We start from the raw sequence: 12666 nt of genomic DNA, 5'->3' as shown, positions 1-12666 counted from the left end.
GTGTGTTGAGGATCGTGGGATGACGATCGGCCGCACGGATCCGATCGTCCGACACCGCTGTGAAAGTCACGCTTCGCCGCTCTTGGGGGGCCGACGGGAAGCAACTGTTAACCACTCGCTCTCTATTGCTCAGCAGACATTTCAGCGTGAGTCTTGAGCATGGAATCCAAGCGTTTTCCTCGGGTCAGTTCATTGAAGGCAGCGTCGCCCGATGACCCCGGGGTGAAGCGTTTCACGGGTGTGGACAACAAGGCGGACAGCCAGCGGGCAAGAGCAGCAGGAGCCGGCCCTTCCCCATCCCCTGTCGATCTCGGCGGCAACGAAAGCCCTGCCTGGCAAGACTATTTCTTCCTGGCGCCCAATGTGCGGTTTACGCGCACGCCGGACTATGAAGCCAGCACGCGCCGTCCGCGGGACGAGGCGATTGCCGTCGAGCAAAGCGAATCACCAGCACCGCAGGCACCTGGCCAATCCACCGCGGCTGGGACGTCTTCATCGGCGCCGATACCAAGCCGAAACCTTTCTTCGGGCGCCGCCAGGCCGCCCGTCGGCAACAGAGCGGTGGTGCAACCGGCCCCGGCCCCCGTTCCGTCAGGGCATGCCGGCGAAAAGGCGCGGGCCGCCGCTACGCCTGCGGGCCACAGGATGACTGCGGCGGCGCGGGCGTCCGCACCGGCAGCGTCCGCCCAAGCAGCGACAGCCCCGGTCAAGACGACAGGCCGCGAAAATGTGCGCTGGCCCTATCTGTCGGATCACGTCTTTTTCGAGGTCATGGCGCCCTATTTGGTCGAAGGCCCGTCACCCGCGCCCCGGGCCGTTCCGGTTGCACGCACGACCGCGCCCGTGGTCACCGAGCGGACCGACAACCGCCCCGCGCCAACGGCCGATCCGACCGCGTTGTTCCGTGTCATCGAATGCCTTCCCGGGTCGCCAGCTCCGTCCGCCGCGCCGGATGTCCGTCCGGCCAACTCCAACCAGGCCGCGGTTCAGACGGCGGCGAACCGTGTGCCGCAGCAAGCCCGGGCGAAGGCCGCAATTGCCGCCGTCGCGAGCAACGCCCTTCCGGCCCAGGTCACGCAAAGTCTGGAGCAAGCCGTCCCGGCTCCGGCTGCGCGCGCATCGTCGCGAGCGCCACTGGTCGGCAGGATCGTGCCGACCGCGACGGGCGAGACGTACGAACTCCCCTCGGAAGAATTGTTGCAGCAGCCGCCGGAGGGACAAGGCTTCTACATGTCGCAGGAGCGGCTCGAGCAGAATGCCGATCTTCTGGAAAGCGTGCTCGAGGATTTCGGCGTGCGCGGCGAGATCATCCATGTTCGCCCCGGTCCGGTCGTCACCCTCTATGAATTCGAGCCGGCGCCGGGCGTGAAATCCTCCCGCGTCATCGGTCTCGCCGACGACATCGCCCGCTCCATGTCGGCGATCTCGGCGCGCGTCGCCGTCGTGCCGGGCCGCAACGTCATCGGCATCGAGCTTCCGAACGAGGCGCGCGAAACCGTCTATTTCCGCGAGCTGATCGAATCGGAGGGCTTCCGCAAGACCGGCTGCAAGCTGGCGCTCTGCCTCGGCAAGACGATCGGCGGTGAGCCTGTCATCGCCGAACTGGCAAAGATGCCCCACTTGCTCGTTGCCGGCACCACCGGTTCCGGCAAGTCGGTTGCCATCAACACGATGATCCTGTCGCTGCTCTACCGGCTGAAGCCGGAGGAATGCCGGCTGATCATGGTTGATCCCAAGATGCTCGAACTCTCCGTCTATGACGGCATCCCGCATCTTCTGACCCCGGTCGTCACCGATCCAAAAAAGGCCGTCACCGCGCTCAAATGGGCGGTGCGGGAGATGGAGGACCGGTATCGCAAGATGGCGCGGCTCGGCGTGCGCAATATCGACGGCTACAATCAACGCGCCGCCGCTGCCCGCGAAAACGGCGAGACGGTCGTCATGACAGTGCAGGCGGGCTTCGAAAAAGGCACCGGCGAGCCGCTCTTCGAGCAGCAGGAAATCGACCTCGCGCCAATGCCCTACATCGTCGTCATCGTCGACGAGATGGCCGACCTGATGATGGTCGCCGGCAAGGAGATCGAAGGCGCCATCCAGCGCCTGGCGCAGATGGCGCGCGCGGCCGGCATCCACCTGATCATGGCGACGCAGCGCCCCTCGGTCGATGTCATCACGGGCACGATCAAGGCCAATTTCCCGACCCGGATTTCCTTCCAGGTCACTTCCAAGATCGACAGCCGCACCATCCTTGGCGAGCAGGGCGCCGAGCAGCTGCTGGGTCAGGGCGACATGCTGCATATGATGGGCGGCGGGCGCATCGCCCGCGTGCACGGCCCGTTTGTCTCCGACGTGGAGGTCGAGCATGTCGTGGCGCATCTGAAGGCGCAGGGTCGCCCCGAATACCTGGAAACCTTGACGGCCGACGAGGAGGAAGAGGAAGACGAAGGCGATGAGGGCGCGGTATTCGACAAGGGCGCCGTTGCGTCGGAGGACGGCGATACCAGCTATGACGAGGCGGTCAAGGTGGTGTTGCGCGACAAGAAGTGCTCGACGTCCTACATTCAGCGCCGCCTCGGCATCGGCTATAACCGCGCCGCGTCCCTGGTCGAGCGCATGGAGAAGGAGGGTCTGGTCGGTGCACCAAACCATGTCGGCAAGCGCGAGATCATCATGGGCCGGCGCCCGCCGGTAACCGCAGCTGAGGATGACGGCACGGACTGACCGGCCTCTTGATCCGCAGCGCACGAAAAAAGGCCGGTTGCCCGGCCTTTTTTCGTGTCGGATATAAGCTCGCTCAGCCGATTTTCTGGCCGGTCTTGGCCCAGTCGGCGAGGAAGGCGGCAAGGCCCTTGTCAGTCAGCGGGTGGTTGACCAGCGCCTTCAGTGTCGCGGGCGGCGCGGTGACGATATCGGCGCCGATGAGCGCCGCCTGCTTGACGTGGTTCACGGTGCGCACGGAAGCCGTCAGGATCTCGGTCTGGAAATCGTAATTGTCGTAGATCTGACGGATCTCCTGGATCACTTCCATGCCGTCCGAGCCGGTATCGTCGATGCGGCCGACGAAGGGCGAGATGAAGGAGGCGCCGGCCTTGGCGGCGAGCAGCGCCTGGTTGGCCGAGAAGCAGAGCGTGACATTGACCATGCGGTTCATCTGGGTGCGGATCGTCTTGCAGGCCTTCAATCCATCCAGCGTCAACGGCACCTTGATGGCGACATTCGGCGCGATCTTGGCCAGCACCTCGGCCTCCGCCATCATCTGCTTGTATTCGGTGGCCACGACCTCGGCCGAAACCGGACCTTCGACGATGTCGCAGATTTGCTTGGTGACCTCGGAGATCTTGCCGCCCGATTTGAGAATCAGCGACGGGTTGGTGGTGACGCCGTCGAGCAGCCCCAGATCAATCAGTTCGCGGATTTCCTTGATGTCGGCGGTGTCGGCAAAAAATTTCATGGCGGTCTCCTGACGATTTCCTCGTGCTTGGGAAGGCACGTTCAGCGTTGCCCTTTGATCTAGAGCAAAGTCGGGGCAAGGTCACGCCTCATGATCGAAGATTCGCCCTTTGTCGCAGCCGCACCGGTGCTGGTGCCGATGCCGGCCGAACGCCCCTACACCTATGCCGTGCCCGCCGGCATGCGGGTGGTGCCGGGCTCGATCGTGCGCGTGCCGCTCGGCCCCCGCCAGGTCGCCGGCATCGTGTGGGACGGCGCGGTCGAGACGGTCGACGCGAAAAAGCTGCGCCCGATCGAACAGGTCTTCGACTGTCCGCCGATCGATCGGGCGATGCGCCGTTTCGTCGACTGGGTGGCGCAGTATACGCTGTCGGCGCCGGGCATGGTGGCGCGCATGCTGCTGAGGGCGCCGGAGGCCTTCGATCCGGAACCGTGGATCGAGGGATTGCAGCGAACCGCGGCCGTTCCGGACCGGATGACGGATGCGCGGGCCCGCGTGCTGGAGACGGCCGAAGGCGGACTGGCCTGGACGCGATCCGGCCTTGCCCATGCGGCCGGCGTGTCGTCGACGGTAATCGAAGGGCTGAAGGCGCAAGGCGTGTTCGAAACGGTGATGATCCCGCCGCGGCCCGTGGTGGCGGAGCCTGATCCAGCCTACGCCGCGCCGGAATTGATGCCCGACCAGAACGAAGCCGCAAGGCTGCTGCGCGCCAATGTCGCGGGCGGCGGCTTCAACGTCGCACTGCTCGACGGCGTCACCGGTTCGGGCAAGACGGAGGTTTATTTCGAGGCGGTGGCGGCGGCACTGGACCGCGCCAAGCAGGTGCTGATCCTGCTGCCCGAAATCGCATTGACCCACGCTTTCCTCGAACGTTTTCAGCAGCGTTTTGGCGCCAAGCCCGCCGAATGGCACTCCGACCTGCCGCCGAGGATGCGCGAACGCGTCTGGCGGCAGGTGGCGGAAGGCGGCGTGCGGGTCGTGGCCGGCGCGCGCTCGGCGCTGTTCCTGCCGTTCAAGGAGCTTGGCCTGATCGTCGTCGACGAGGAGCACGACCCCGCCTACAAGCAGGAAGACCGCGTCTTCTACAATGCCCGCGACATGGCTGTCGTGCGCGGCCATATAGGTGGCTTCCCCGTGGTGCTGGCATCGGCGACGCCATCGGTCGAGAGCCGCGTCAATGCCAGCCAGGGCCGCTACGCCAGGGCGGTGCTGTCCGCCCGCTTCGCCGAGGCGGCACTTCCCGACCTGAAAGCGATCGACATGCGGCGCGCGCCGCCGGCGCGCGGCGGCTTCCTGTCGCCGGTGCTGCTCGACCATATGCGCCGGACGCTGGAGAGGAAGGAACAATCGCTTTTGTTCCTCAACCGGCGCGGCTATGCGCCGCTGACGCTGTGCCGCGTCTGCGGTCACCGCTTCGGTTGCCCGGTCTGCTCGGCCTGGCTCGTCGAGCACCGCTTTCGCGGCCAACTGGTCTGCCACCATTGCGGGCACAATGAGCGCCGTCCGGAAGCCTGTCCGGAATGCGGCACGCTCGATCATCTGGTCGCCTGCGGGCCGGGCGTCGAGCGCATCGCGGAGGAAGTCGTCACCCATTTCCCGGATGCGCGCACCATCGTTTTGTCGTCGGATCTGATGGGCGGCGTGCGGCGGCTGCGGCTGGAGCTGGAAGCCATCGCCAATGGCGAGGCCGACATCGTCATCGGCACGCAGCTCGTCGCCAAGGGGCACAATTTCCCCAACATGACCTTGGTTGGTGTCGTCGATGCCGATCTCGGCCTTGCCAATGGCGATCCGCGCGCCGCCGAGCGCACCTTCCAGCTGCTTAGCCAGGTGACCGGCCGCGCCGGGCGCACCGGCAAGAAGAGCCTCGGCCTGTTGCAGACCTTCCAGCCCGACCATCCGGTGATGCGGGCGATCGTCTCCGGCGATGCCGACGCGTTCTACGAGCGCGAGATTTCCGAGCGCGAGCGGGCGGCTCTGCCACCCTTCGGCCGGCTGGCCGGCGTCATCGTCAGCGCGGTGACGCGGGCGGAAGCCGAGGGCCATGCACGCGGCCTGCGCCGTGCCGCGCCGGAGGCATCCGACCTGTTCGTGCTCGGGCCGGCCGAAGCGCCGCTGTCGCTGCTCGGCGGCCGTCACCGTTTCCGCCTGCTGATCCAGGGCGAGCGCCGCGCCGACATGCAAAGGTTTATCCGGACCATGCTCGCCAACGGGCCGAAGCAGCGCGGCTCGGTCCGGGTGCAGGTCGACATTGATCCGCAGAGCTTTTTGTAAGGTCGCTCAGCTTTCGCGCGGATTGCTGGTCGTGTCCTTCAGTTCGGGACGTTGCCTAAACTCTTCAGGATAGAGTCGACGGGCGTCCTCGATCGATATCACTATGGCCACGGGGCGTCCCCGCTTGGTGATTGTTGTCGGGCTGCCTTTGCTGGCTTCAGCGACCACGGCGCACAGTTCGCTGCGTGCTTTGCTGCTGGATTTTGTTTTCATCGAGTAGCCCTCAACATCGCCTTGGACTGTATCATAAGTCGCTGCAAGGAAAGGAAACCGTTTTGAAAACCCTTGGCCTTCTGGGCGGCATGAGTTGGGAATCGACGGCGATCTACTATCGCCTGCTCAACGATCTCGTGAGGCAGCGTCTCGGCGGACTGCATTCGACGAAATTGCTGCTGTGGTCCTTCGACTTCGCCGAGATCGCCGAGCTGCAGCATCACGGGGACTGGGACGGCGCCGGCGCGCTTCTGGTCGATGCCGCGCGCAAGCTCGAGTCAGCCGGCGCGGAAGGCCTGCTTTTGTGCACCAACACCATGCACAAGCTCGCCGACCAGGTGCAGGCCTCGGTGTCGATCCCGCTGACCCACATCGCCGACGCCACCGCAGCCGCGGTCAAGGCGGCCGGCATGCGGCGCCCGGCGCTGCTCGCAACGCGGTTCACCATGGAGCAGGATTTCTACAAGCGCCGGCTTGCCGACAAATATGGATTGCAGCCGATCGTGCCGGACCAGGCAGGACGCGACATGGTCCATCGCATCATCTATAACGAGCTCTGCCAGGGCATCGTCACCGAGCCATCGAAAACCGCCTATATCGCCGAGATCAACCGCCTGCTGCGCGATGAAAATGTCGACTGCGTGATCATGGGCTGCACCGAAATCACGATGTTGATCGGCCAGCAGGATTTCGACATTCCGGTCTTCGACACGACGCGCATCCATGCTGAAGCGGCGGTCGCCTTCGCGCTCTCCTGATGCGTTTGGCCTAAAGTGCTGGCCGCCATCTGGCGCGCGGCTTTTCCTCCGCTAGAATGCCCGCGATTTCAGAGCGGCATTTACGAGGGGACACTATGGATTTTGCGTTTCCATGGCCGGTGAGCCAGGGCGAATGGCTGGCCTGGTCGAGCGCCGTCGTCACGGTGCTGCTCGGCCTGGTGCTTTTCCTGGCGCCGGGGCTTGCCTTCCGCATTCTGCGCTTGCAGGTCAAGCCGGAGAAGGCGGCGGCGATCGCCGAAGGGCGCGGCCGCATGTCGGGCTTCTATCTCGGCGTCGGCCTGTGCTGCATCCTGCTGGCGCAGCCGCTGATCTACATGGCGCTCGGCTTCTCCTGGCTGTTCACCGCCTTCGGCCGGTTGCTGTCGATGATGTCGGATGGCGCCAACACGCCCTTCAACTGGGTTTCCATCGTCGTGGAACTGGCACTGGCGGCGTTGCCGCTTGCCTTTGCCTTCGGCTTCCTGCCCTGAATCCGCAGGCAATCCAGGGACTTCGTCCCCGGATGCGACAATAGTGCCTGAAAACCATGCGGAACGACGCATTGCGGTCTTAAAAGGCCTGTGCTAGACGGCAATCGACTTTCGGCCGGGGATAGCGGAAGCCGCGCCTCCGTGCTTGAAAAAATGCAGTAAGGTCAAAGATTTAGCCAGAGTTTTCGCTCGCGCCAACAATCTGCGGCCTGTCAGACAAGAGAAAAGACGGTCCGTGGCCCAATCGTCATCGCCAATCTCAGGTGTCGCAGAACGCTATGCGGGTTCGCTGTTCGAACTGGCATCGCAGGCGAATTCCGTCGCCAAGGTCGAAGCCGACCTCAACAGTTTCGAGGCGATGCTCGCGGGCAGCGCCGACTTGACCCGGCTGATCAACAGCCCGGTGTTCTCCAGCGAGGACCAGGCCAAGGCCATCGCGGCGATCGCCGACAAGGCCGGGATCACCGGCCTGACCGGCAATTTCCTGCGCGTCGTCGCCAAGAACCGCCGGCTGTTCGCCGTGCCCGGCATGATCAGGGCATTCCGCCAGATCGCCGCCGAGCATCGTGGCGAGACGACCGCCGAGGTAACATCGGCTCACCAATTGAGCGCTGCCCAGCAGACTGAACTCAAGGCGGCGCTGAAGAGCGTTGCCGGCAAGGACGTTTCCATCTCCGTCACCGTCGATCCGTCGCTGCTCGGCGGGCTGGTGGTCAGGATGGGCTCGCGCCAGATCGATACGTCGCTCAAAACCAAACTCAATTCGCTCAAGCTTGCACTGAAAGAGGTCGGCTGATGGACATCCGCGCCGCGGAAATTTCCGCAATTCTGAAAGACCAGATCAAGAATTTCGGCAAGGAGGCCGAGGTCTCCGAAGTCGGACAGGTGCTGTCCGTCGGTGACGGTATCGCCCGCGTCTACGGCCTCGACAATGTCCAGGCCGGCGAGATGGTCGAATTCCCCGGCGGCATCCGCGGCATGGCGCTCAATCTCGAAGCCGACAATGTCGGCGTCGTCATCTTCGGCGCCGACCGCGACATCAAGGAAGGCGACACCGTCAAGCGCACCGGCGCGATCGTCGACGTTCCGGTCGGTCCGGGCCTGCTCGGCCGCGTCGTCGACGCGCTCGGCAACCCGATCGACGGCAAGGGCCCGATCAAGGCGACCGAACGCAAGCGCGTCGACGTCAAGGCGCCCGGCATCATTCCGCGCAAGTCGGTGCATGAGCCGATGTCGACGGGCCTCAAGGCCATCGACGCGCTGATCCCGGTCGGCCGCGGCCAGCGCGAGCTGGTCATCGGCGATCGCCAGACCGGCAAGACCGCCATCATCCTCGACACGATGCTCAACCAGAAGTCGGTGCACGACAACGGCCCCGAGAAGGAAAAGCTCTACTGCGTTTATGTCGCCGTCGGCCAGAAGCGCTCGACCGTGGCGCAGTTCGTCAAGGTGCTGGAAGAGCGCGGCGCGCTCGAATATTCGATCATCGTCGCCGCCACCGCTTCCGATCCGGCGCCGATGCAGTTCCTGGCGCCGTTCGCCGGCTGCACCATGGGCGAGTATTTCCGCGACAACGGCATGCATGCGCTGATCAGCTACGACGATCTGTCGAAGCAGGCCGTCGCCTATCGCCAGATGTCGCTGCTGTTGCGCCGCCCGCCGGGCCGCGAAGCCTATCCGGGCGACGTCTTCTACCTGCACTCGCGCCTGCTCGAGCGCGCCGCCAAGCTCAATGACGACATGGGCAACGGTTCGCTGACGGCGTTGCCGGTCATCGAAACCCAAGCCAACGACGTGTCGGCCTATATCCCGACCAACGTGATCTCGATCACCGACGGCCAGATCTTCCTCGAAACCAACCTGTTCTTCCAGGGCATCCGTCCAGCCGTCAATGTCGGCCTGTCGGTGTCGCGCGTCGGCTCCTCGGCGCAGATCAAGGCGATGAAGCAGGTTGCCGGCTCGATCAAGGGCGAGCTCGCGCAGTACCGCGAAATGGCGGCCTTCGCGCAGTTCGGCTCGGATCTCGATGCCGCCACGCAGCGCCTGCTCAACCGCGGTTCGCGCCTGACCGAGCTCCTGAAGCAGCCGCAGTTCTCGCCACTGAAGACGGAAGAGCAGGTCGCGGTGATCTTCGCCGGCGTCAACGGCTATCTTGACAAGCTGCCGGTCAACCAGGTCGGCAAGTTCGAGCATGGCCTGCTCAGCCACATGCGTTCGGCCGGCAAGGACGTCCTCGACGCCATCCGCAAGGAAAAGGCGCTGTCGGACGATCTGCGCGGCAAGCTGAAGGCCGAGATCGACGCTTTCGCCAAGACCTTCGCCTGAGCGAAGCGCCAGTCCGGATGAGACAAGACGGGATCAGGTTTGAAGCATGCCTTCATTAAAAGACCTTCGTAACCGTATCGCCTCGGTCAAGGCGACGCAGAAGATCACCAAGGCGATGCAGATGGTCGCCGCGGCGAAGCTGCGCCGTGCACAGGAGGCCGCGGAAGCGGCGCGCCCCTATTCGGAGCGCATGGGTTCCGTGCTGGCCAACATCACCCAGGCGATCGGCGGCGGTGGCGATGCCCCGGCGCTGATGACCGGCACCGGAAAGGACGACGTGCACCTGCTCGTTGTCTGCACGGCCGAGCGCGGCCTGTGCGGCGGCTTCAATTCTCAGATCGCCCGTCTTGCCCGCGACCACATCCGCAGGCTCCTGGCCGACGGCAAGCAGGTCAAGATCATCTGCGTCGGCAAGAAGGGTTTCGATATCCTGCGCCGCGACTATGCGTCGATGATCCTCGACCGGATCGACCTGCGCGAGGTCAAGACGCTCGGCTTCGTCAATGCCGACACGATCGCCCGCAAGGTCATCCACCTGTTCAATGAGGGCGGCTTCGACATCTGCACGCTGTTCTATTCGCAGTTCAAGTCGGTGATCAGCCAGGTTCCGACCGCGCAGCAGATCATTCCGGCCGCTGCTTCGTCCGCTCCGGCCGAGGCTGCTGACGGCGCCAGCGCCGTCTACGAATACGAACCCGAGCCGGGTGAAATCCTGTCCGAGCTCATTCCGCGCAACATCGCGGTGCAGATTTTCCGCGCGCTGCTCGAAAACGCGGCTGGCGAAATGGGCGCCAAGATGAGTGCGATGGACAACGCCACGCGCAACGCCGGCGAGATGATCAACAAGCTGTCGATCACCTACAACCGCCAGCGCCAGGCGCAGATCACCAAGGAACTGATCGAAATCATTTCGGGCGCCGAGGCGCTCTAGGCGCGGTTTCCCGGGGTCAACGACCTCGATCCGACCGCGCGAGAAACAAAGGACGAAAAGGGTAAAGACGATGGCGAAAGCAGCGACCCCCAAGACGGCGGCTCCCAAGGCGGCAGCCCCGGCCAAGGCGGCACCGGCAAAGGCTCCGGCCGCAGCAGCGAAGGCGGCTCCGGCCAAGAAAGCGGCAGCGCCGACCAGGGCCGCCGCGGTAAAAACCCCGGCCGTGGCCAGCAAGGCCACCGGCATCGTCGGCAAGGTCCGGCAGGTCATCGGCGCCGTGGTCGACGTGCAGTTCGGCGATCACCTGCCGCCGATCCTGAATGCGCTCGAGACCACCAATGTCGGCAACCGCCTGGTTCTCGAAGTTGCCCAGCATCTGGGTGAAAACACCGTGCGCTGCATCGCCATGGATTCCACCGAAGGCCTGGTGCGCGGCCAGGAAGTACGCGACACCGGCGGCCCGATCGCCGTGCCGGTCGGTCCGGGCATGCTCGGCCGCATCATCAACGTCATCGGCGAGCCGGTCGACGAAGCAGGCCCGGTCGACGCGGTCGAGTTGCGCTCGATCCACCAGCCGGCCCCGGCCTATATCGAACAGTCGACGGAAGCACAGATCCTGATCACCGGCATCAAGGTGCTCGACCTGCTCGCGCCCTACGCCAAGGGCGGCAAGATCGGCCTGTTCGGCGGCGCCGGCGTCGGCAAGACGGTGCTGATCCAGGAACTGATCAACAACATCGCCAAGGCGCATGGCGGCTATTCGGTGTTCGCCGGCGTCGGCGAGCGCACCCGCGAGGGCAATGACCTCTATCACGAGTTCATCGAATCCGGCGTCAACAAGAAGGGCGGCGGCGAAGGCTCCAAGGCGGCGTTGGTCTATGGCCAGATGAACGAGCCGCCGGGCGCGCGTGCCCGCGTCGGCCTGACCGGCCTGACGGTCGCCGAATATTTCCGCGACCAGGGCCAGGACGTGCTGTTCTTCGTCGACAACATCTTCCGCTTCACGCAGGCCGGTTCGGAAGTGTCGGCGCTGCTTGGCCGTATCCCGTCGGCCGTGGGCTACCAGCCCACGCTCGCCACGGACATGGGCGCCCTGCAGGAACGCATCACCACCACCACCAAGGGCTCGATCACCTCGGTGCAGGCCATCTACGTGCCGGCCGACGACTTGACCGACCCGGCGCCGGCGACCTCGTTCGCCCACCTCGACGCGACGACGACGCTCAACCGCTCGATCGCCGAAAAGGGCATCTATCCGGCCGTCGATCCGCTGGATTCGACCTCGCGCATGCTCGACCCGCTGGTGGTCGGCGAAGAGCATTATGCCGTCGCGCGCCAGGTGCAGTCGATCCTCCAGCGCTACAAGTCGCTGCAGGACATCATCGCCATCCTGGGCATGGACGAGCTGTCGGAAGAGGACAAGCAGACGGTGGCCCGCGCCCGCAAGATCGAGCGCTTCCTGTCGCAGCCCTTCTTCGTCGCCGAAGTGTTCACCGGCGCGCCGGGCAAGCTGGTCGACCTCGCCGACACCATCAAGGGCTTCAAGGGCCTCTGCAACGGTGACTACGACCACCTGCCGGAAGCCGCCTTCTACATGGTCGGCGGCATCGAGGAAGCGGTCGAGAAGGCACAGCGTCTCGCGGCTGAAGCGGCTTAATCAAGGGAATAGGGAGTAGTCAGTAGTCAGTAGTGAATGGCAGGCAGGTGACCGGGGGCAATTGCCCTTTCTCCCTACTTCCCTACTCACTATTCCCTACTCGCTAAATTGATCATGGCAGAAGCTTTCAAGTTCGAACTGGTCTCGCCGGAGCGCCTGCTGGTTTCCGCAGAGGTCGAGGCAGTCGTCATTCCGGGTGCGGAAGGCGAGATGACTGTCATGGCGCATCACGCACCGGTCATGACCACGATCAAGCCGGGGGTCGTCACGGTGAAGGCCGCATCGGGCGGTGAAGAGCGTTACGTCGTCTTCGGCGGTTTCGCCGACATCGTTCCGGCCGGCTGCACGCTGCTGGCGGAATCGGCTGTCGCGGTGAAGGATGTCGACCGCGCCGATCTCGCGCGCCGCATCCAGGAAGCCAGGGAAGACGCCGCCGACGCCAAGGACGACCGGTCGCGCACGAAGGCCGAACAATTCCTCAGCCAGCTCACCACGCTGGAAGGCGCCATCCTGCCGGCTTGAGGCTGGCACCAGTAGTCGACTGAAAAGCGGGGCCTTGCCTCGCT

General features: G+C 64.7%; 11 protein-coding genes. 9 read left to right on the top strand and 2 right to left on the bottom strand.

The window, feature by feature from the left end; all coding sequences use genetic code 11:
* Positions 1-159 precede the first annotated feature (159 nt).
* Entirely contained in the window at positions 160-2721 is a 2562-nt protein-coding gene (locus tag FJ979_RS04650; RefSeq protein ID WP_140580145.1) for a DNA translocase FtsK, read from the top strand.
* A 73-nt stretch (positions 2722-2794) separates the two neighbouring features.
* Here FJ979_RS04650 and fsa read toward each other — a convergent pair whose 3' ends face one another.
* Positions 2795-3451 carry a fructose-6-phosphate aldolase gene (fsa, locus tag FJ979_RS04645; protein WP_140518241.1) on the bottom strand — a complete coding sequence of 219 codons (657 nt, stop codon included), beginning with the start codon at positions 3449-3451 and terminating at the stop codon, positions 2795-2797.
* Positions 3452-3541: 90 nt separating this feature from the next.
* Here fsa and FJ979_RS04640 point away from each other — a divergent pair, with 90 nt between their 5' ends.
* A complete protein-coding gene (locus FJ979_RS04640; protein WP_140580144.1) occupies positions 3542-5725 on the top strand; it encodes a primosomal protein N' in 2184 nt (727 codons plus the stop codon).
* 6 nt (positions 5726-5731) lie between these two features.
* On the opposite strand, the gene FJ979_RS04635 is transcribed toward FJ979_RS04640, so the two are convergent.
* Entirely contained in the window at positions 5732-5938 is a 207-nt protein-coding gene (locus FJ979_RS04635) for a type II toxin-antitoxin system prevent-host-death family antitoxin (protein WP_140580143.1), read from the bottom strand.
* Positions 5939-6000: 62 nt separating this feature from the next.
* Between FJ979_RS04635 and FJ979_RS04630 the strand changes: the two genes are divergently transcribed.
* The 7 genes from FJ979_RS04630 (at position 6001) to FJ979_RS04595 (ending at position 12622) form a co-directional block, all read left to right on the top strand.
* Positions 6001-6696 carry an aspartate/glutamate racemase family protein gene (locus FJ979_RS04630; RefSeq protein ID WP_140580142.1) on the top strand — a complete coding sequence of 232 codons (696 nt, stop codon included), beginning with the start codon at positions 6001-6003 and terminating at the stop codon, positions 6694-6696.
* A 95-nt stretch (positions 6697-6791) separates the two neighbouring features.
* Positions 6792-7187 carry a DUF4345 family protein gene (locus FJ979_RS04625; RefSeq protein ID WP_140518245.1) on the top strand — a complete coding sequence of 132 codons (396 nt, stop codon included), beginning with the start codon at positions 6792-6794 and terminating at the stop codon, positions 7185-7187.
* Between the two features lie 235 nt (positions 7188-7422).
* Entirely contained in the window at positions 7423-7983 is a 561-nt protein-coding gene (locus FJ979_RS04620; RefSeq protein WP_140492968.1) for a F0F1 ATP synthase subunit delta, read from the top strand.
* A complete protein-coding gene (gene atpA / locus FJ979_RS04615; protein ID WP_140492971.1) occupies positions 7983-9512 on the top strand; it encodes a F0F1 ATP synthase subunit alpha in 1530 nt (509 codons plus the stop codon). Before FJ979_RS04620 ends, atpA begins: the two co-directional genes overlap by 1 nt.
* A gap of 46 nt (positions 9513-9558) precedes the next feature.
* Positions 9559-10443, top strand: coding sequence for a F0F1 ATP synthase subunit gamma (locus FJ979_RS04610; protein ID WP_140492974.1), 885 nt, complete (start codon positions 9559-9561; stop codon positions 10441-10443).
* A gap of 70 nt (positions 10444-10513) precedes the next feature.
* The gene (gene atpD / locus FJ979_RS04600) at positions 10514-12100 is read left to right on the top strand and encodes a F0F1 ATP synthase subunit beta (RefSeq protein ID WP_181165201.1); all 1587 of its coding nucleotides are present in this window, start codon (positions 10514-10516) and stop codon (positions 12098-12100) included.
* Positions 12101-12214: 114 nt separating this feature from the next.
* On the top strand, positions 12215-12622 hold the full coding sequence (locus tag FJ979_RS04595) for a F0F1 ATP synthase subunit epsilon (RefSeq protein WP_140492977.1): 408 nt from the start codon (positions 12215-12217) through the stop codon (positions 12620-12622).
* The last annotated feature ends 44 nt before the right edge of the window (positions 12623-12666 follow it).

The sequence above is a fragment of the Mesorhizobium sp. B1-1-6 genome, assembly GCF_006443035.1.
In the GTDB taxonomy this organism is placed as follows: Bacteria; Pseudomonadota; Alphaproteobacteria; order Rhizobiales; family Rhizobiaceae; genus Mesorhizobium.
The sequence above is the reverse complement of the archived record's forward strand: the minus strand, read 5'-3'. Positions and strand labels throughout refer to the sequence as shown.